The sequence below is a fragment of the Streptomyces shenzhenensis genome, from assembly GCF_021462265.1.
GTDB lineage: Bacteria > Actinomycetota > Actinomycetes > Streptomycetales > Streptomycetaceae > Streptomyces > Streptomyces shenzhenensis.
In genome coordinates this window covers 116,806-135,769 of sequence record NZ_JAJONF010000012.1, presented here as the reverse complement: position 1 = coordinate 135,769, position 18,964 = coordinate 116,806, and the positions used below count along the sequence as shown (strand labels likewise).

Below are 18,964 nucleotides of genomic sequence, written 5' to 3'. Positions count from 1 at the left end.
CCCCGATGGACGACCCGGAGCAGGTGGGGGCCCGCCTGGCGGAGACGGGGTACCTCGTCGACGAGGGGCTCGCCGTCACCTGCTTCCTGGCCCTCAGACTGCACCGGCCGCTGTTCTGCGAGGGTGACGCCGGCGTGGGCAAGACCGCGCTCGCCGCCGCCCTCGCCGAGGCGCTCGGGGCGCAGCTCATCCGGCTCCAGTGCCACGAGGGCATCGACGCCTCGCAGGCCCTGTACGACTGGGACTTCCCGCGCCAGCTGCTGCACCTGCGGGCCGCCGAGGCCGCGGGCGTGCGGGACGCGGACCGGCTGGAAAGCGAGCTGTACGACCGGCGTTTCCTGATCGCCCGGCCGCTGCTGCTGGCCCTCCAGCGGCATCCGTCGGTGCTGCTGGTCGACGAGATCGACCGGGCCGACGACGAGTTCGAGGCGTTCCTCCTCGAGCTGCTGTCCGAGTACTCGGTGACGATCCCCGAACTGGGCACGCTGCGGGCCGAGGTCCCGCCGGTGGTCGTCCTGACCTCGAACCGGACCCGGGAGGTGCACGACGCGCTGAAACGGCGGTGCCTCTACCACTGGTTCGACCATCCCTCCTTCGCCCGCGAACTGGCCATCGTGCGCAGCCGGTTGCCGCGGGTGTCGGCCCGGCTGGCCGAGCAGGTCACGGCGCTGGTGCAGGCGCTGCGCGGCGCGGACCTGGTCAAACCGCCCGGGGTGGCGGAGACGCTGGACTGGGCGGAGGCGCTGGACGCGCTGGGGGCGGACGAGGTGGACGCCGAACTGGCCGTGGCGACGCTGGGTTCGGTGCTGAAGTACCGGGAGGACACGGAACGGGCCCGGGGGCTCGATCTCTCGGCGGTCCTCGCGGCCCGGGGCGGGTGACCAGGCATGGGCACTGCGCTGCCCGGCACGGCCGGGGTACCGGCGGACGCCGTACTGCTCGGCTTCGTAAGGGCGTTGCGGGCGGCGGGAGTGGACGCGAGCGCCGAGCGCGGGTACGCGTTCCTGCGTGCCGTGGCCGCCCTGCGGCCGGGGATGCGCTCGGACGTGTACTGGGCGGGGCGTGCGACGCTGTGCGGCGGCCATGACGACCTGGAGCGGTACGAGAGGGTGTTCGCCGCGTACTTCGGGCCGGCCGGCGCCCCCTCCCGGCAGCCGGTGCGCACCGCTCCCCCCGCGCGACTGCGGCTCGTCGCCCGGGAGACGGCCACGGCACCCCGTACCGGTGGGGAGAGCGAGCCGCCGGGACCGCCCACCGCCGTCCTCGCCGGCTCCGCCGAAGTCCTGCGGCACCGCGACGTGAGCGAGCTGGACGCGGCCGAACGGACCCAACTGCGCCGCCTGCTGGCCGCGTTCACCCTGACGGGGCAGACCCGGCGCTCCGCGCGGCGGCGGCCCGCCCGGCGCGGGGAGGTCGATCCGCGTCGTACGGTACGGGAGTTGCTGCGGCGTGGCGGGGAACCTGCCCTGCTGCGGCGGCACGCGCGGGTGACCCGGCCGCGCCGGGTGGTGCTCCTCGTCGACGTGAGCGGTTCGATGGGGCCGTACGCCGACGCGCTGCTGCGGTTCGCGCACGCGGCGGTGCGCGCGGGCCGCGCGGAGGTGTTCACCGTCGGCACCCGGCTGACCCGCGTCACCCGCGAACTGTCCCACCGGGACCCGAACCTGGCGATGGCTCAGGTCGCGGCCGCGGTCCCGGACTGGCGCGGCGGCACCCGACTCGGCGAGCTGCTGCGCGAGTTCCTCGACCGGTGGGGGCGCCGCGGCATGGCGCGGGGCGCGGTCGTCGTCCTGCTCTCGGACGGCTGGGAGCGCGGCGATCCCGAGCTGCTCGGTCGGCAGATGCGCCTGCTGCACGCCCTGGCCCACCAGGTGGTCTGGGCCAACCCCCGCAAGGCACGGCCCGGTTACGCGCCGCTGGCGGCCGGGATGGCGGCGGCGCTGCCCAGCGTCGACGTCTTCGTCGAGGGGCACAGCCTGGCGGCACTGGAGCGGCTGGCCGCGGTGGTGCGCGGGGCGCGGGCCGGGGCCGGCCCGGGGAAGGGAGCGGACGGTGCGTGAGATTCTGCCGACGCTGGCCGGGTGGCACGCGGCCGGGACCCCGTTCGGCCTCGCCACGGTGGTCGCGGTCAGCCGCAGCGCGCCGCGCGGCCCCGGTGCGGCCATGGCGGTGGGGCCGGACGACGAGGTGGTGGGCAGCGTGTCCGGCGGCTGTGTCGAGGGCGCCGTCTTCGAGCTGGCGCGGGAGGTCGTCGCGACCGGTGAGCCCCGGTTGCAGACGTTCGGCTACAGCGACGCGGACGCGTTCGCGGTCGGGCTGACCTGCGGCGGCGAGATCACCCTGCTGGTCCGGCCGGTGACCGCGGGCTCGGACCCGGCGTTCGGCGCGGTCGCCGGGTCGGTCGAGGCGGGCGAGCCGGTGACCGTGGCCACGGTGGTGGACGGACCCGCGCCGCGGGGCGCCACGCTCGCGGTCTGGCCGGAGCGGACGGCCGGTACCCTCGGCACGGCCGGCCTCGACGTCGCCGTCACCGCCGACGCGCGCGGCGAACTCGCCCTGGGCGCCTCCGTCCTGCGGCACTACGGGCCGCACGGCGAACGCCGCGAGGACGCGGTCACCGTGTTCCTGGAGTCGTTCGCGCCGCCGCCCCGGATGCTGGTCTTCGGCGCGATCGACTACGCGGCGGCGGTGGCCCGCATCGGCGACTTCCTCGGCTACCGGGTCACCGTCTGCGACGCCCGCCCCGTCTTCGCCACCCCCAAGCGCTTCCCGGCCGCCGTCGAGGTCGTCGTCGACTGGCCGCACCGCTATCTCAGCGGGACGGTCACCGACGACCGCACGGTGATCTGCGTCCTCACCCACGACCCGAAGTTCGACGTGCCGCTGCTGGAGGAGGCGCTGCGCCGGCCGGCCGCCTACATCGGGGCGATGGGCAGCCGCAGGACCCACGACGAGCGGCGCGACCGGCTGGCCGAGGCCGGTCTCACCGAGGCCGAGCTGTCCCGGCTGCGCTCACCGCTCGGCCTCGACCTCGGCGCCCGTACCCCCGAGGAGGTCGCCGTGTCCGTCGCCGCCGAGATCGTCGCCCTGCGCTGGGGCGGCAGCGGGGCGCCCCTGGTCACCACCACCGGCGCCATCCACGCACCGGCCGTCCGCTGACTGCCAGGAGGAGTGAGTCATGGAACTGCACCACGAGTTCACCGTTCCCGTCCCGGTCGACGAGGCCTGGCCGGCGCTCCTCGACATCGAGCGGGTCGCGCCGTGTCTGCCGGGCACGGTCGTCGAGGACTACGACGGCAGGACCGTGACCGGCTCGGTGAAGGTCAAGGTCGGCCCGGTCACCGTGACCTACCGGGGCACGGCGGTGTTCGAGGAACAGGACGAGGAGGCCCACCGGATCGTCCTGGCGGCGAGCGGCCGGGAGACCCGCGGGCAGGGCACGGCCCGGGCCACGGTCACCGGCACCCTCACCGCGCACGACGACGGCACGGCGGTCGCGGTGCACACCGATCTCACGGTCACCGGACGCCCCGCCCAGTTCGGGCGCGGGGTGCTGTCCGAGGTGGGCGACCGGCTGGTGGGCCAGTTCGCGGCCTGCCTGGCCCAACGGCTGGGCGAGCGGAGGGAGGGGAACGAGGGGAATGAGGGGACCGAGGAGAACGCGGAGAATGTGGCGCCGGTCGCCGAGGAGGAGCCGGAGCCGCTGGACCTGCTGCGCACGGCGGGCCTGCCGGTGGCCAAGCGGGTGGTGGCGGTCGCGGCGGTGATCGCGGTACTGGCGTGGGCGGTGACGAGGTGCCGGAGAAGGGGGACCTCCCGGCGCCGGTGACAGGCGCTCCTGCCGCGGCCGTCGTCAGCGGGGCGGCAACCGGTGGAGGGTCACCTCGGTGAGGGCGCCGTCGGCGGCGGTCGCCGTCAGGTAGGTGCAGTGGGGCTGGCGGCGGCGGTCGGTCGGGGAGCCGGGGTTGAGCAGGCGCAGGCCGCCCGGGGCCGTGGTGTCCCAGGGGATGTGGCTGTGCCCGAAGACCAGGACGTCCAGGTCCGGGAAGCGGGCGGCGCAGCGGGCCTCGCGGCCCTGGGCCGCGCCGGTCTCGTGGATCACCCCGAAGCGCAGGCCGCCCAGCTCGGCGTAGGCCACCTCGGGGAGCCGGGCGCGCAGGCCGGGGCCGTCGTTGTTGCCGTACACCCCGATGAGGCGGCGGCTGCGGCTCTCCAGCAGGTCGAGGGTGGCCTCGTCGACCCAGTCGCCGGCGTGCAGGACGGCGTCCGCGCGCGGGAGTTCGGCGAGGAGCTGGTCCGGGAGCCGCTTGGCGCGCAGCGGGAGGTGCGTGTCGGAGGTCAATAGCAGGCGCACCCGGCCAGCGTAGGCCAGGGGACCGCGCCGTTGCCTTCAGGCCACGCTCAACAGCCATAACTGAACAGACGCAACTGAGCAGGCATGGCTGTTCAGTTCGGACTGGACAGTTTCAGCTGACGGTTCTACGGTGGCCCCATGGCAGAGGTCTCCGATTCCGCGATCCGCACGGCGCGCGACCTGCGGGTGATGTTCAGCCGGATGCGCCGCCGTATCCGCGAGGTCGCCCAGGACGCGGACCTCACCCCGTCGCAGGAGTCGGCCCTCACCCTGGTGTCGAAGCACGGCGCGGCCACGGCCAGCGCGCTGGCCGCCGCCGAAGGGGTCCGGCCGCAGTCGATGGCGGCCACCCTGGCCGCGCTCGACCAGCAGGGGCTGATCCGCCGCAGTCCCGACCCGACCGACGGCCGCCGCCAGCTGGTCACCCTCACCGAGGCCGGCCAGGCCCGCGTGGCGGGCAACCGGCAGGCGCGCGACGAGTGGCTGGCCCGCGCCTTTCAGGAGCGGTACACGGAGGACGAGCGCCGGACCCTCCGCACCGCGATCGAGCTGCTCGAACGGCTGTCCCAACCGTGATACCGAGGTTCACCGCAGGCCCCCACGGCCGGTGACCGGACGGCTCGTGGACGTGTACCGGCCGTGCCGGCTCTGCCGAGCACCCCTGCCGGACCGCTCCCCGGCCCGGCCCACCCCCCCCGTCCCGTCAAGCCCTTCTCCCGTCAAGCCCTTCGAAAGGCCTGATCCATTCCATGTCTCTGAGCACGCTCGACCCGCGCACCGCCCTTGTCGTCGTCGATCTCCAGCAGGGCATCGTGGGCATGCCCACCCAGCCGCGCACCGGCGCCGAGGTGGTGGCCCGCACGGTGGAGCTCGCCGACGCCTTCCGCGCCCAGGGCCTGCCCGTCGTCCTGGTCCGGGTCTCCTTCGCGGCCGACTTCGCCGACGCCGTCCCCGGCCGCACCGAGCGCCAGGCGCGCGGCCTGGCCTTCCCGGAGGGCTGGGACGCCGTCGTCGACGAGCTGTCCGGGCACGACGGCGACATCCGCGTCACCAAGCACAACTGGAGCGCCTTCCACGGCACCGACCTGGACGTGCAGCTGCGCCGCCGGGGCGTCACCCAGATCGTGCTGACCGGTATCGCCACCAGCATCGGTGTGGAGTCCACCGCCCGTGACGCCTACGCGCACGGCTACCATGTGACGCTCGCCACGGACGCCATGGCCGACGGCGACGGCGAGGCGCACCGCGGCAGCGTCGAGCGGATCTTCCCGCGGCTCGGCGAGTCGGGCAGCACGGCGGAGGTCCTGGAGCTGCTCGCCAAAACCCACGGCTGAGACCACGACCGGGGCTGCGCGCGGTACCGCGCCCGGAAACCCCCGCTGAGCTGGTCCTTCGACGCGTGAACGCCGCAGGGCGGCCGACAGGCCCGGTGAGCCGTCGGCCGCCCTGCGGCGCGTGGGTGCGAAGCGCCTCGCACCCTTACCCGGACATCTCCTTGCGGAGCAGCGGCAGTCCCTCCGCGAGGGCCTGCCGCCAGTCCCGCAGCGGCTCCAGACCGACCTCGGCCCACCGGTCGTGACCGAGGGCGCTGTAGGCGGGGCGGGGGGCCGGGCGGACGAACGCCTCGCTGGTGGTGGGGCGCACCCGCGCGGGGTCGGCGCCCAGCAGGCGGAACACCTCCCGGGCCAGCTCGCACCAGGTGGCGGTGCCGGAGTTGGTGCCGTGGAAGACACCGTGCGCGCGCTCGTCCCGGCCGAGGCGGGGGCCGAGGTCGGCGATGCGGGCGGCCAGGTCGGCGCTCCAGGTGGGCTGGCCGTGCTGGTCGTCGACGACGTCGAGGGTGTCCCGGCGGGACTCCAGCTCGATCATCGTGCGCACGAAATTCTTCCCGTGCGTGCCGTACAGCCAGGCCGTGCGGACCACCGCGCTCGCGCCCGGGAGTTCCTCCAGGACGGCCCGCTCGCCGGCGAGCTTGGTGCGCCCGTAGGCGGTGCGCGGGGCCGCCGGGTGGTCCTCCGGGTACGGGACGGCGCGGGCCTCGCCGTCGAAGACGTAGTCCGTCGAGACGTGGACGAGGCGGGCGCCGTGCCGAGCGGCGGCGCGGGCCAGCAGGCGCGGGCCTTCGCCGTTGATCAGCAGCGCCCGCGCCTCGTCGGTCTCGGCGTCGTCGACGGCCGTGTACGCGGCGCAGTTCACCACCAGGTCGGGCTGGTGCGCGGCGAGTACCGCCGCGACCGAGTGGGCGCTGGTGATGTCGAGGTCGGCGCGGCCGAGGGCCACCACCTCCGCACCCCGGCGGGCGAGTTCCTCGGTCACGTCCTGGCCGAGCATCCCGCCCGCTCCGGCGACGAGCCACTTCATCAGTGCTTCCCCTGCTCCTTGCGGGACTCCAGGGCCGCGCGCTCCTTGAGCGGCTCCCACCAGTCGCGGTTGTCGCGGTACCAGGCGACGGTGTCGGCGAGACCGGAGGTGAAGTCGTGCTTGGGGGTGTACCCGAGCTCGTCGTGGATCTTGCTCCAGTCGACCGAGTAGCGCTGGTCGTGGCCCTTGCGGTCGGCGACGCGGTCCACCCGGTCCCAGCCGGCGCCGCAGGCCTCGAGGAGCAGCCCGGTGAGCTCCTTGTTGCTGAGCTCGGTGCCGCCGCCGATGTTGTAGACCTCGCCGGCCCGGCCGCCGGTGCGGACCAGGTCGATGCCCTGGCAGTGGTCCTCGACGTGCAGCCAGTCGCGGACGTTGCTGCCGTCGCCGTACAGGGGCACGTTCTTGCCGTCGAGGAGGTTGCTCACGAAGAGCGGGATGACCTTCTCGGGGAACTGGTGCGGCCCGTAGTTGTTGGAGCAGCGGGTGACGCGGACGTCCATGCCGTGGGTGCGGTGGAAGGCCAGCGCCAGCAGGTCCGAGGAGGCCTTGGAGGCGGAGTACGGCGAGTTCGGCTGGAGCGGGTGGCTCTCGGGCCAGGAACCGGTCTCGATGGAGCCGTAGACCTCGTCGGTGGAGACGTGCACGAACGGGCCGACGCCGTGGCGCAGGGCCGCGTCGAGCAGGGTCTGGGTGCCGACCACGTTGGTGCGGACGAACGCGCCGGCCCCGTCGATGGAGCGGTCGACGTGCGACTCGGCGGCGAAGTGCACGACCTGGTCGGCCTCTGCCATGAGCTTGTCGACGAGCTCGGCGTCGCAGATGTCGCCCTGGACGAAGGTCATCCGGGGGTGCGACTCGGGCAGGTTCGTCAGCGTGCCCGCGTAGGTGAGCTTGTCCAGCACGGTGATGTGCGGCGCGTCGGGGCCGTCGGCGGCGAGCAGGCCGCGGACGTACGTGGAGCCGATGAAACCGGCGGCGCCGGTGACGAGGAGATTCATGAACGGATCTGCACCTTGCTGTGGTCTCCGAGAACGAGGCGGTGGGCGCTGGGGGTGCCGGGTGCCGGGGTCACCTCGACATGCCGGCCGATCAGCGAGGACTCGATCCTGCCCACCCCGTCGATGGACGAGTCCCGCAGCACGATGGAGAACTCCAGCTCACTCTGGGTGATCCGGCAGTTCTCGGCGACCGACGTGAAGGGGCCCACGTACGAGTCGCTGACGACGGTCCCGGCGCCGATCACGACCGGGCCGACGATCCGGGAGCCGGTGACGCGCGCGCCCGCCTCGACGACCACGCGGCCGACGATCTGGCTGGCCTCGTCGACGTCGCCGTCGATGCGCGGCTCCTGGCTCTCCAGGACGGTCCGGTTGACCTCCAGCATGTCGACGACGTTGCCGGTGTCCTTCCAGTAGCCCTTGATCACCGTGGAGCGCACGTCGGCACGCTGGTCGATGAGGTGCTGGATCGCGTGGGTGATCTCCAGCTCGCCGCGCCAGGACGGCTTGATGGCGCGTACGGCGTCGTGGATGGCCGGCGTGAAGAGGTAGACGCCGACCAGGGCGAGGTCGCTCTTGGGCTCCTGCGGCTTCTCCTCCAGGCCGATCACCTGGCCGTCGGCGTCGAGCTCCGCGACACCGAAGGCCCGCGGGTTGGGCACGTGGGTGAGGAGGATCTGGGCGTCGGGACGAGTCCCGCGGAACTCCTCGACGAGTCCGCTGATGCCGCCGACGATGAAGTTGTCGCCGAGGTACATGACGAAGTCGTCGTCACCGAGGAACTCGCGGGCGATCAGCACCGCGTGCGCGAGGCCCAGCGGCTGGTCCTGGGGGATGTAGGTGACGCTCAGGCCGAACTTCGACCCGTCGCCGACCGCCTCCTCGATCTCCGCGGCGGTGTCGCCGACGATCATCCCGACCTCGGTGACGCCCGCGGCGGCAAGGGATTCGAGCCCGTAGAAGAGCACGGGTTTGTTCGCCACCGGAACGAGCTGTTTCGCCGATGTGTGGGTGATCGGCCGCAGCCGTGTTCCGGCACCGCCGGAGAGCACCAAAGCCTTCATTCGCTACACCTTATAGGTGAACATCTGATTGAGATGTTCTTCTGTTTTCCTGACTGGTTACGACAGTATGACTTTGGTGCGGGCGCCATGTGACCACGAGGTGCCCTGCAGCGGCATCCGGCCCGATTTCTTACCCGGTCAGGTGTCCTCCGGCCAGGCCGCCGCGCGTTCCACCTCCGCCTCGACCTCGGCCCTGGACCGGCCCTGGTCGCGGGCGTACTCGTTCACCGCGGTCAGTTCGTCGCGGGCCAGGTCGCGCCAGGCGCGCAGGGCGGTCTCGTAGGTCTGTGACTGGGCGCCGCCCGGCTGCTGCCCGGCCGGTGGCCCGTAGGCGTCCCGCAGCTCCAGGACCTTTTCGTGGGCCGCGCCGGCCGCGCGGTGCTTCGCCACGAGTTCTTCGAAGGTGTGTGCCACGTGAAGGACATTAAGGAGGGTCGGCGCGCGCCGCCTGTCGAGAGCGGGGGTGATCAGCCCTCCAGCGCAAGATCCGCCCACACCTGCTTGCCGCCGCTGGCCGGGACCGTCCCCCAGGCGGCCGACACGGCCTCCACCAGGATGATGCCGCGCCCGCCGGTGGCCTCCCAGCCGATGCTGGTGGGTTTGACCGGGCTGCGCGGCGAGGCGTCGGCGACGGCGATCCGCAGCCGGTGGTCGACCAGGGTCAGGTCGAGCCGGACGGGTCCGTCGGTGTGGATGAGCGCGTTGGTGACGAGTTCGGAGATCACCAGCAGGGCGGCGTCCATCGCGTCGTCGATCACGCCCCAGGAGCGCAGCACGCGGCGGCTGAAGCGGCGGGCGTGCCGGGCGGCCTCCGGGACCCGCCACACCGTCCAGCTCTCGCGCAGCGGCCGGACAGCCATGCCGTCGTAGCGCATCAGCAGCAGGGCCACGTCGTCGTCGCGGTGGGCACCGCCGAGCAGGACGTCGGCGGCCGTGCCGAGGTCGGCGGGGTCGGAGCCGGCCAGGTCACGGGCGAAGCGTTCCATGCCGTCGTCGATGTCCGCGTCGGGGGACTCGACCAGGCCGTCGGTGGTGAGCGCGAGCAGGGTGCCGGGGCGCAGGCTGAGCTGGGTCATGGGGAACTCGGTCTGGCCGAGCACGCCGAGCGGGGGCCCGCCCTCGGCGTCGGTGATGCGCGTGGTGCCGTCGGGGTGACGCAGGACCGGCGGCAGGTGTCCGGCGCGCACGCACCAGGCGGTGCCGGACTCCATGTCGACGTCCACGTAGCAGCAGGTGGCGAAGAGGTCGCTCTCCATGTCCAGGAGGAGCCGGTTGGCGTGCGAGACGACCACGTCGGGGGTGTGGCCCTCGGCGGCGTAGGCGCGCAGGGCGGTGCGCATCTGGCCCATGAGGGCGGCGGCGCTCGCGTTGTGGCCCTGGACGTCGCCGATGACGAGGGCAACGTGGTTGTCGGCCAGCGGGATCACGTCGTACCAGTCGCCGCCGACCTCCAGGCCCTCGGTGGTGGGCAGGTAGCGGGCGACCGCCTCGGCACCGGGCAGCCGGGGCATCCGGGGCGGCAGCAGAGAGCGCTGGAGCATGGCGACGAGTTCGTGCTCGGCGTCGAAGGCGTGGGCGCGCATCAGGGCCTCGCCGGCGAGGCCGGCGGAGGCGGTGAGCAGGGCGCGTTCGTCGGGGCCGAAGTCGTGCGGGGTGTCCCAGCCGATCAGGCAGGCACCGGCCGTCCGGCCGCCGGCGGGCAGCGGAAGGACGGCGAGGCCGCCGGGACCGACCTCGGCGAGCGCGGGTTCCAGGGCGGCCCGGGCAGGCCAGATCTGCGTCCGGCCCTCGCGCAGGGCGGCGGCGAGGGTGGGCATGGCGCGCACGGGCGCGTCGGGCCATTCGGTGCGCCATTCGCTGCGCCACAGGTCGGGCCAGGACTCGGCCTCGGGCGGGTCGAGGACGGTGACGACCAGGCGGTCGTTCTCCAGTGCGGCCAGCGCGATCCGGTCGGCCTTGAGCGGCCCGCGCAGGGCGGTGACGACGGCCAGGCTGACGTCCTTGACCGTGCCGGCGATGGCGAGGGCGGCGGCGAGCCGCTGCACGCGGGCCACGTCGGTGACGTCCGAGCGGAACGTGGAGGCGTCGGCGACGGTACCCGCCAGCCGGGCCGGGCCTCCGTCGCCGCCGGGCACCATGCGGCCGCGGAGCCGCAGCCACCTGGGCGGTCCGGAGGGCTGCAGGATCCGGAACTCCAGCTCCCGGTCGCCGACGGACATGTGGTCGGCCTCGACGACGGACATCAGGGCGGGCAGGTCCTCGGGCACGGTACGGCTCAGCAGTGTCTCGACCTTGCCGTCGAACTCGTCCCGGCCCATCCGGAAGAGGCCGAGGATGCCGTCGCCGACGCTGATCCGGCCGGTGTCCATGGCGAGGGTGAAGGCGTCGGGGGGCAGTTCGCCGGTGGCCGCGGGCGCGGGGCGCCGGCCGGGCAGGTTGATCGCCTCGGCGACCAGGTCCAGGCAGGCGCCGTCCTCGGGGCCGAATCCGTCGCCCCGCTCGCTGACGGCGACGAGGAGTCCGGCGCCGCCGGGCACCGGCAGGACGGCCAGCCAGAACTCCTGGGACCGGGTCCGGCGGGCCTGCGGGCAGCCGGCCAGTTCGTCGGGGCCGAGCCGGACGGGCCGCCCGGTGCCGTACGCCTCGGCCACCGGGGACCGCCCCACGGCCGGGTAGGCGTCACGCAGCCCGTACAGGGTGCGGGGCACGCCCGCCGAGTCGGCGAGGCGCAGCACGGCGCCGTCGTCACCGGGCGTGTACACCCCGGCGAAGGAGGCGCCGGCGAAGACCAGCGCCTGTTCGAGCACGCGACGGAGCCGATCGGGTGCGCCGGGATCGTCGGTGAGTGCTTCGAGGGCGATCTCGGCGCGATCCGTCCTCGTTCCGCGTACCGCAGCGCCCTCACTGACCACGCCGCCATTACAGCGCTTATGCGGCGTCTGCGCAGCCCCTGTGACCGTTCCGGGGAGGGCGGGGGCCGGCGCGCTCGAAACGCGCCGAACATGACGTGACCCATGCGTAGTGCACGGCGGTCTCGTGACAGACATGACTGTCCGCGACCGCGCGGCGCCTGGAAGTGTCGGTCCCGGCCACGGAGGGGGCGGCAATGGACGGACGGTACGAGGTGTACGCGCTGGCGGACGGGCACTTCTATGACGCGCCCGACCGGCTCGGAACGGCGGGCCCGGAGGCGGAGCCGCTGTTCCCGACGGCGCGTCGCGCGGTGCCCGAGGGCTGGCACGCGGCCCGCTCCGGGGACTGGCTGACCATGACCCCGCTGGACGCGGACGGCGCGCCGCTGCCGTCGCCGGCCCAGGGCTGGAAGATCCACTCCTCGGCCACCCGGGAGAACGCGGAGCGCATCGCGGCCGTCGTGTGGGACTACTGCGTGCCGCGCCGCATCCCGTTCAAGTTCGTCCCGGGACCGCGGCTGCTGCACCTGCGCAACGCCAAGTACGCGGGGCGCGACACCAGCGGCAAGTTCGTCACGGTCTACCCGTCCGACGAGGACCGGCTGCAGGAGGTGCTGCGCGACCTGGGCGCGCTCCTGGAGGGCTTCGAGGGGCCGTACATCCTGACCGACCTGCGGTGGGACGACGGACCGCTGTACGTCCGCTACGGCGCCTTCGCGCGCAGGTATGTCGTCGACGAGCGCGGTGCGCTGGTGACGGCGGTGACGGACGGCACGGGGAAGCTGGTCCCGGACCGGCGGGTGCCCGCCTTCCAGGTCCCGGAGTGGGTGAGCCTGCCGGAGTTCCTGCGGCCGCAGCTGGCGGCCCGGGAGGCGACGACGGTGGGCGAGCTGCCGTACCGGATCGAGAAGGCGCTGCACTTCTCCAACGGCGGCGGGGTGTACGCGGGCACCGACACCCGGAGCGGGCGGCGGGTGGTGCTCAAGGAGGGCCGGCCGCACGCGGGGCTCGCGGCGGACGGCGCCGACGCCGTCGCCCGGCTGGGCAGGGAGAGAGACGCCCTTGAGGCGGTGGCCGGCACCGGGGTGGTGCCCGAGGTCCGGGACTGGTTCACGCTGGGCGGGCACCGGTTCCTGGTGATGGACTTCCTGGAGGGCCGTCCGCTCAACGCCTTCTTCGCCGAACGGCATCCGCTGCTCACCACGGACCCGGATCCCGAGGCGGTACGGGACTACACGGCCTGGGCGTTGCGGATCCACCGGAGGGTGGAGGAGGCGGTGGCCAAGGTGCACGCGCGCGGGATCGTCTTCAACGACCTGCACGTCTTCAACATCATGGTCGGGCCCGACGAGGAGTCGGTGTTCCTCGTCGACTTCGAGGCGGCCGCCCCCGTCGAGGAGAACGGCCGTCAGGTCGTCGCGCACCCCGGCTTCTTCGCCCCGCCGGACCGCCGCGGAACCGACGTGGACCGCTACGCGCTGGCCTGTCTGCGTCTCGCCCTGTTCCTGCCGGTGACCACGCTGTTCGTCGTGGACCGGGGCAAGGCGGCCCATCTCGCGGACGTGATCGCCGGTCAGTTCCCGGACGTGCCGGGCGCCTTCCTCGAGGAGGCGGTCGCGGAGATCACCCGGGGCGTCCCGGCAGCGCGTCCGGTCGTACCGGCGGACTGGCCGCACAGCCGGGACTCGATGGTCAAGGCGATCCTCGCCGCCGCGACCCCCGAGCGCGACGACCGGCTCTTCCCCGGTGACATCGCGCAGTTCGGGGACGGCGGCGGCCTCGGCCTCGCGCACGGCGCGGCCGGGGTGCTGCTCGCCCTGGACCAGGCGGGCGCCGGACGGTACGAGGAGGGCGAGCGCTGGCTGCTCGACCACACCGCGCCGCCACCGCCCGGCACCCCGCTCGGCCTGTACGACGGTCTCGCGGGCGTCGCACACGTCCTGGACCTGCTCGGCCACCGCGGGCGCGCCCTGGACCTCGTCGACGGCATCCTCCGGGAGAACTGGCGCAACCTCTCCTCCGACCTGTACGGCGGACTGGCCGGTCTGGGCCTGGTCCTGGACTCCCTGGCCGACACGACCGGCGAGCCGGAGCTGCGCGAGCGGGCCGCCGAGGCCGCGCGGATCCTCGTACGACGGCTCGCCGAACCGCTTCCGGACACGCCCCGGCAGCGCGCGGGACTGCTGCGCGGTGCGACCGGGCCCGCGCTGTTCCTGCTCCGGCGTTACGAACGGACCGGCGACGCCGCCCTGCTGGCCGCGGCCGGCCGGGCACTGTGCCGGGACCTGGACCGCTGTGTGGTGCAGAAGGGCGGGGCTCTCGAGGTGGACGAGGGGTGGCGGACCCTGCCCTACCTCGGCGACGGCAGCGTGGGGATCGGCATGGTGCTCGACGACTGGCTCGCCCACGGGATCGACGGGACCGGCGCGTTCGAGCGCGCCCGGGCCGCCGTGCGCACCGCCGCGACCTCGCGCTTCTACGCGCAGCCGGGTCTCTTCCAGGGCCGCGCGGGGATGATCCTGCACCTCGCCCGCACCGGCGCCGCACCGGACCGGCTCGCCGCCCAGATCGACGGGCTCGGCTGGCTCGCCATGGCCTATCAGGGCCAGCTCGCCTTCCCCGGGCACCAGATGATGCGGCTGTCCATGGACCTCGCCACCGGAACCGCCGGGTGCCTGCTGGCGCTCACGGCCGCCCTCGACGGCGACCGCGCCGCCCACCTGCCGTTCCTCCCGCCGCCACCGGCGGCCCCCAGAACACGGCCGCGCGTATGACGCAGTCGTGACACCACCCCGTCCCCGACTACACCGGGGGGCCGCTCGGTCCCCGGAAAGGACACGCTATGGCACTGCTCGACCTGCAGACGATGGAGTCCGAGGAGCGTCACGACGGCGGCGGCGACAGCACGGTGAGCCTGCTGTCGTGCGTATCGGCGGCGAGCGTTCTGCTCTGTCTCTGAGCGCTCTGTCGCTGACCGGCACCGCGAAACCGGCTCCGGGCGGCCCCCTCCTTCGGGAGGGGCCGTCCGGGGCCTTCGCCGATACGAGGACTGCCGCGATGGCCCGACCGCCCCACCGTGATCCGATGCGTACCGCCCTGCGCCATGCCGGGGCGCGGTGCGCCGCCCTGTGTCTGGTGAGCACGGCGGCCACGGCGGCGGGGCTGCTGCTGCCCGCCGTGCTGGGCCGCGCCCTGGACCTGCTGCTGGCGGGCGCCCCGGCGACCGCGTGGGTGGTCCGGGCCGCCGCCCTGGTGCTGCTGTCGGCCCTGCTGGACGGCTGCGCGGGCGTGCTCGCCGGTACCGCCGACGCGCGGGCCACCGCGGGGCTGCGCAAGCTGCTCACCGGGCAGGTGCTGGCGCTGGGCCCGCGCGCGGGGAACCGGTTCGGCGCCGGCGACCTGGTCGCCCGGCTGGTCGGGAACGCCGCGCAGGCCGGGACCGGGCCCGCGGCCCTCGCCGCGCTCCTCGCCGCACTGGCGGGGCCGGTCGGCGGGGTGGTCGCGCTCGCTCTTCTGGACCCCTGGCTGGCGGCCGTGTTCCTGGCCGGGGCACCCGTACTCGCCCTGCTGCTGCGGGCGTTCACCCGGGACACCGCGGAGTGCGTGGCCGCGTACCAGCGCGAGCAGGCCCGGATCGCGGCCGCGCTGGCGGAGGCGGCCGAGGGTCACCGGACGATCGCGGCGGCCGGCCTCCAGGACCGGGAGACGAAGCGCGTACTGCGCCCGCTGCCGGACCTCGCCCGCGCCGGGCACCGCATGTGGCGGGTGCAGGGCCGGGCCGCCGCCCAGGCGGTGACCGTGGGCCCCCTGCTGCAGCTCGCCGTCGTGGCGGTGGCGGGCCTTCTGCTCTCCCGGCACCGGATATCGGTCGGCGAGGTGCTCGCCGCCTCCCGCTACGCCGTCCTGGCCACCGGTGTCGGCGTGCTGGTCGGGCAGCTCGCCGCCGCCACCCGGGCGCGCGCGTCCGCGAGGCGCCTCGGCGAGGTGCTGGCGCTTCCCGCACCGGCCCACGGCGACCGGCCGCTCCCGCCCGGCCCCGGCCGCCTGGAACTGCGCGGGGTGACCGCCCGCCGGGGTGAGCGCACGGTCCTTGACCGTGTCGACCTGACCGTCCCCGGTGGCACCGCACTGGCCGTCGTGGGCCGTTCGGGCACCGGCAAGTCCCTGCTGGCCGGGCTCGCGGGCCGGCTGGCCGATCCCGACGCCGGGGAGGTCCTGCTGGACGGCGTCCCGCTGCCCGACCTCCCCCACGACGTGCTGCGCCGGTCCGTCACCTGCGCCTTCGCCCGCCCGGCCCTGCTCGGTACGACTGTGGAGGACACCATCGCCCTGGGCCTGGCCACCCCGTCCTACGCCGAGGTCCGGGCCGCCGCCGGCAAAGCCCAGGCGGACGCCTACATCCGGCGCCTGCCCGGCGGTTACACCACCCGGCTCTCCGACGCCCCGTGCTCGGGCGGCGAGTCCCAGCGTCTCGGCCTCGCCCGCGCGTTCGCGCACCCCGGACGGCTGCTGATCCTGGACGACGCCCTCTCCAGCCTGGACACCGTCACCGAGCACCGCGTCGCCGAAGCCCTGCTGGCACCTGGCCCCACCCGGTTCATCGTCGCGCACCGCGCGTCGACCGCGGCCCGGGCGGACGCGGTGGCCTGGCTGGACGGAGGACGGGTGCGGGCCGTGGGGACCCATGCGGAGCTGTGGCGGGATCCCGAGTACCGGGCGGTGTTCGCGGCGCGCGCGGCCGAGCGGACGGCACGGTGATCGCCCGGCCGCCGCGGGTGCGCCGGGCCGTGGTGGTGCGCCTGGCGGGCTGGTCGGCGCTGGAGGCCGGGCAGACCTTTCTCCTCGGATACGCCCTGGCCCGCGCGCTCGACGCCGGGTTCCTGGCCGGCGACGCGCGGACCGGGCTGTGGTGGCTCGCCGTGGCGGCGGGCGGGGTGGGGGCCGGGGCGTACGGGACCCGGCGGGTGTACGGGGTGGTCGCCGACCTCGTCGAACCGGTACGCGACAGCCTGGTGGCGGGGGTGGTCGCGCGCGGGGTGCGGGAGGCGGACCGGGGGGCGCTGTCCGGGCTGACCCAGCAGGTGGAGATCGCCCGGGACACCCTCGCCGGACTGGTGCTGGTGTCCCGGTCGTTCGTGTTCACGGTCGTCGGCGCGCTCACCGGGCTGTGCGCCCTCGCGCCACCGCTGCTGCTGGTCGTGCTGCCCCCGCTGCTGGCGGGTCTGGGCCTGTTCGCCGCGACCTTGCGGCCGCTGGCCCGCCGTCAGGAGGCCTTCCTGGTCGCCGACGAGGCACTCGCGGCGGAACTGGGCGAGGTGTGCCCGGGGTTGCGGGACATCACCGCGGCGGGGGCCGAGGCGCAGGTCGCCGCGCGGGTCGGGGAGGGCGTGGACGCCGAGTTCCGGGCGGCCCGGGCCCTGGCCCGCTGGAGCGTCGTACGGGTGGCGGCGCTGGCGGTCGGCGGCCGGCTGCCCCTGGTGCTGCTGCTGGCGGCCGCGCCCTGGCTGCTCGCCCACGGCGTGACCGCCGGTGCCCTGGTCGGGGCGCTCGCCTACGTCACCCAGTCCCTGCTGCCCGCCCTCCAGAACCTGGTGCACGGTCTGGGCACCGGTGGAGCGCGCCTCACCGTCGTCCTGCGCAGACTGCGGCCGCCCCCGGTCCCCGGTCCGCCCCCGGAGCCCGCGGCGGAGGCGGCCGCCGGCGCCCCGGCCCTCTCCCTCGCCGCCGTCACCTTCGCCTACGGCCCGGCGAGCACCGCGGTCCTCGACGCACTCGACCTCGTGGTCCCGCACGGCGGTCACCTCGCCGTCGTGGGCCCGAGCGGGATCGGCAAGTCGACGCTGACCGCGGTGGCCGCCGGGCTGCTGCACCCGGCGCACGGCGCGGTCCGGGTGTGCGGCCACCCCGTGCCGGGGGCGCGGGCGGCGGCGGAGCGGGTCCTGATCCCGCAGGAGGCCTACGTCCACACGGGCACCCTCGCGGAGAACCTCGGCCTGCTGCGCCCGGGTCCCGTCCCGCTCCCGGAGCTGCTGGCGGCCGCCGAAGCCGTCGGACTGACGCCGCTGCTGGAGCGGCTGGGCGGGCCGGAGGCCCCGGTGCGTCCGGCGGCGCTGTCGGCGGGTGAGCGGCAGCTGATCGCGCTCACCCGCGCCTATCTCTCCCCCGCGCCGCTCGCCCTCCTCGACGAGGCCACCTGCCATCTCGACGCCGAGGCCGAGGCCCGTGCCGAACAGGCGTTCACCAGGCGGCCCGGCGGCACCCTGGTGGTCGTCGCACACCGGATCGACTCGGCCCGCCGCGCCCGGCGGATCCTGGTGCTGGACGGCTCCCGCACGGCCTACGGCACCCACGAGGACCTGCTGCGCGCCTGCGCCCTCTACCGGGACCTGGCGGCACCCGGGAGCGCCGCCGCGTCACAGCCACCCCTCGCCCTGTGAGATGCGGATCGCGTCGACGCGGTTGCGGGCCCCGGTCTTGCGGGTGATCGCCGCCATGTAGTTGCGCACGGTCCCGCGGGACAGGTGGAGGCTGCCGGCGATCTCCGCGATGGACGCCCCGCCGGCCGCCAGCTCCAGCACGCTCAGCTCGCGTCTGGTGAGAGGGATCTCGGCGGCCCTCAGGAAACCGAAGCCCAGCGAGTCGTCGACGAAACGTTCCCCCTCGGCGGCGCGCCGGATCGCGCGCACCAGCCGCTCCGGCGCCCCCGCCTTGTCGACATAGCCGAGCGCCCCCGCCTCGGCCGCCCGCTTCAGCAGTCCGGGCCTGTTCGCACCGGCGAGCACGACCAGTCCCGGCACGAGGCCGCCGGTCTCCGGCGGACGCAGGTCGGCGAGCGGCGGCACGCCCTTGGTACCGGAGCTTTCGAGGTCCGCCGCACATACGTCCGGCCGTACGGCCCGGACCCGTGCGCGCGCGCCGTGCCACGGCGTGTCGTCCACGCGCAGGCCGGGTTCCCGGCGTAACCACTCCGCCAGCACCGATCTGACCAGACACGCGTCGTGCACCAGAAGTACCCGGATCACCGCCGCCCCCTCAGCCGTCCGTCGGCTCTTCGGTTCAAGGTGTGGAACGCGTGCCCCATTGTTGGCGTCCGCCACCTGTCATGGGCGCGAAGATCCGGCCAACGGGGTGTGCGGGGGCGCGCAACCGGCGCCCGTACACCGCGGCGCGCATCCGTTGCGGGGGAATGCGCCGCGGCGAGCGGGGTACACCGCGGCCGCCCGGTGCGGGGCCCGCGCCGCTTTCGCCGTGCGCGGGCCGCCGCCGCGAGGGAGC

General features: G+C 74.7%; 17 protein-coding genes. 10 read left to right on the top strand and 7 right to left on the bottom strand.

What is annotated here, in order from left to right:
* Positions 1-5: 5 nt before the first annotated feature.
* The 4 genes from LQ326_RS18215 to LQ326_RS18200 are packed head-to-tail and all read left to right on the top strand — an operon-like array spanning position 6 to position 3,829.
* Positions 6-881, top strand: coding sequence for an AAA family ATPase (locus tag LQ326_RS18215; RefSeq protein ID WP_234538017.1), 876 nt, complete (start codon positions 6-8; stop codon positions 879-881).
* 6 nt (positions 882-887) lie between these two features.
* Complete coding sequence (locus LQ326_RS18210; RefSeq protein WP_234538015.1) at positions 888-2,060, top strand: vWA domain-containing protein; 1,173 nt, start codon at positions 888-890, stop codon at positions 2,058-2,060.
* Positions 2,053-3,159 carry an XdhC family protein gene (locus tag LQ326_RS18205; protein ID WP_234538013.1) on the top strand — a complete coding sequence of 369 codons (1,107 nt, stop codon included), beginning with the start codon at positions 2,053-2,055 and terminating at the stop codon, positions 3,157-3,159. The genes LQ326_RS18210 and LQ326_RS18205 overlap by 8 nt, the downstream gene beginning before the upstream one ends.
* Positions 3,160-3,178: 19 nt before the next feature.
* Positions 3,179-3,829, top strand: coding sequence for an SRPBCC family protein (locus LQ326_RS18200; RefSeq protein WP_234538011.1), 651 nt, complete (start codon positions 3,179-3,181; stop codon positions 3,827-3,829).
* Positions 3,830-3,853: 24 nt separating this feature from the next.
* Here LQ326_RS18200 and LQ326_RS18195 read toward each other — a convergent pair whose 3' ends face one another.
* Positions 3,854-4,354, bottom strand: coding sequence for a metallophosphoesterase family protein (locus LQ326_RS18195; protein WP_234538009.1), 501 nt, complete (start codon positions 4,352-4,354; stop codon positions 3,854-3,856).
* Between the two features lie 138 nt (positions 4,355-4,492).
* Between LQ326_RS18195 and LQ326_RS18190 the strand changes: the two genes are divergently transcribed.
* Entirely contained in the window at positions 4,493-4,930 is a 438-nt protein-coding gene (locus LQ326_RS18190; RefSeq protein WP_234538008.1) for a MarR family winged helix-turn-helix transcriptional regulator, read from the top strand.
* A 173-nt stretch (positions 4,931-5,103) separates the two neighbouring features.
* Positions 5,104-5,688 (top strand): hydrolase, encoded by a 585-nt coding sequence (locus LQ326_RS18185; RefSeq protein WP_234538006.1) that lies wholly within the window; start codon positions 5,104-5,106, stop codon positions 5,686-5,688.
* A 145-nt stretch (positions 5,689-5,833) separates the two neighbouring features.
* Here the strand turns inward: LQ326_RS18185 and rfbD are convergent, their stop codons facing one another.
* From rfbD to LQ326_RS18160, 5 genes are all read right to left on the bottom strand, one after another.
* Positions 5,834-6,715 (bottom strand): dTDP-4-dehydrorhamnose reductase, encoded by an 882-nt coding sequence (gene rfbD / locus LQ326_RS18180; RefSeq protein WP_234538004.1) that lies wholly within the window; start codon positions 6,713-6,715, stop codon positions 5,834-5,836.
* Positions 6,715-7,713, bottom strand: a complete 999-nt coding sequence (gene rfbB / locus LQ326_RS18175; RefSeq protein ID WP_234538001.1) for a dTDP-glucose 4,6-dehydratase — start codon at positions 7,711-7,713, stop codon at positions 6,715-6,717. The genes rfbD and rfbB overlap by 1 nt, the downstream gene beginning before the upstream one ends.
* Complete coding sequence (locus LQ326_RS18170; protein ID WP_234537999.1) at positions 7,710-8,777, bottom strand: glucose-1-phosphate thymidylyltransferase; 1,068 nt, start codon at positions 8,775-8,777, stop codon at positions 7,710-7,712. The genes rfbB and LQ326_RS18170 overlap by 4 nt, the downstream gene beginning before the upstream one ends.
* Before the next feature lie 138 nt (positions 8,778-8,915).
* A complete protein-coding gene (locus tag LQ326_RS18165; protein ID WP_234537997.1) occupies positions 8,916-9,191 on the bottom strand; it encodes a hypothetical protein in 276 nt (91 codons plus the stop codon).
* A gap of 53 nt (positions 9,192-9,244) precedes the next feature.
* On the bottom strand, positions 9,245-11,689 hold the full coding sequence (locus LQ326_RS18160; protein ID WP_234537995.1) for a SpoIIE family protein phosphatase: 2,445 nt from the start codon (positions 11,687-11,689) through the stop codon (positions 9,245-9,247).
* Between the two features lie 194 nt (positions 11,690-11,883).
* On the opposite strand from LQ326_RS18160, the gene lanKC reads away from it, so the two are divergent.
* From lanKC to LQ326_RS18140, 4 genes are all read left to right on the top strand, one after another.
* Positions 11,884-14,463: a class III lanthionine synthetase LanKC gene (gene lanKC, locus LQ326_RS18155; RefSeq protein ID WP_234537993.1), complete on the top strand. Its 2,580-nt coding sequence runs from the start codon at positions 11,884-11,886 to the stop codon at positions 14,461-14,463.
* A 68-nt stretch (positions 14,464-14,531) separates the two neighbouring features.
* Positions 14,532-14,648 carry a SapB/AmfS family lanthipeptide gene (locus tag LQ326_RS18150; RefSeq protein WP_181806141.1) on the top strand — a complete coding sequence of 39 codons (117 nt, stop codon included), beginning with the start codon at positions 14,532-14,534 and terminating at the stop codon, positions 14,646-14,648.
* 125 nt (positions 14,649-14,773) lie between these two features.
* Positions 14,774-16,447 carry an ABC transporter ATP-binding protein gene (locus tag LQ326_RS18145; RefSeq protein WP_234537991.1) on the top strand — a complete coding sequence of 558 codons (1,674 nt, stop codon included), beginning with the start codon at positions 14,774-14,776 and terminating at the stop codon, positions 16,445-16,447.
* Complete coding sequence (locus LQ326_RS18140) at positions 16,444-18,126, top strand: ATP-binding cassette domain-containing protein (protein ID WP_234537989.1); 1,683 nt, start codon at positions 16,444-16,446, stop codon at positions 18,124-18,126. The genes LQ326_RS18145 and LQ326_RS18140 overlap by 4 nt, the downstream gene beginning before the upstream one ends.
* On the opposite strand, the gene LQ326_RS18135 is transcribed toward LQ326_RS18140, so the two are convergent.
* The gene (locus LQ326_RS18135; protein WP_234537986.1) at positions 18,103-18,711 is read right to left on the bottom strand and encodes a response regulator transcription factor; all 609 of its coding nucleotides are present in this window, start codon (positions 18,709-18,711) and stop codon (positions 18,103-18,105) included. The two genes, LQ326_RS18140 and LQ326_RS18135, sit on opposite strands and share 24 nt — an antisense overlap.
* Positions 18,712-18,964: the final 253 nt, after the last annotated feature.

Coding starts and splice junctions, on each gene's coding strand:
- LQ326_RS18215 (WP_234538017.1), top strand. CDS start 6: ATGGACGACCCGGAGCAGGTGGGGGCCCGCCTGGCGGAGACGGGGTAC.
- LQ326_RS18210 (WP_234538015.1), top strand. CDS start 888: ATGGGCACTGCGCTGCCCGGCACGGCCGGGGTACCGGCGGACGCCGTA.
- LQ326_RS18200 (WP_234538011.1), top strand. CDS start 3,179: ATGGAACTGCACCACGAGTTCACCGTTCCCGTCCCGGTCGACGAGGCC.
- LQ326_RS18190 (WP_234538008.1), top strand. CDS start 4,493: ATGGCAGAGGTCTCCGATTCCGCGATCCGCACGGCGCGCGACCTGCGG.
- LQ326_RS18185 (WP_234538006.1), top strand. CDS start 5,104: ATGTCTCTGAGCACGCTCGACCCGCGCACCGCCCTTGTCGTCGTCGAT.
- rfbD (WP_234538004.1), bottom strand. CDS start 6,715: ATGAAGTGGCTCGTCGCCGGAGCGGGCGGGATGCTCGGCCAGGACGTG.
- rfbB (WP_234538001.1), bottom strand. CDS start 7,713: ATGAATCTCCTCGTCACCGGCGCCGCCGGTTTCATCGGCTCCACGTAC.
- LQ326_RS18170 (WP_234537999.1), bottom strand. CDS start 8,777: ATGAAGGCTTTGGTGCTCTCCGGCGGTGCCGGAACACGGCTGCGGCCG.
- lanKC (WP_234537993.1), top strand. CDS start 11,884: ATGGACGGACGGTACGAGGTGTACGCGCTGGCGGACGGGCACTTCTAT.
- LQ326_RS18150 (WP_181806141.1), top strand. CDS start 14,532: ATGGCACTGCTCGACCTGCAGACGATGGAGTCCGAGGAGCGTCACGAC.
- LQ326_RS18145 (WP_234537991.1), top strand. CDS start 14,774: ATGCGTACCGCCCTGCGCCATGCCGGGGCGCGGTGCGCCGCCCTGTGT.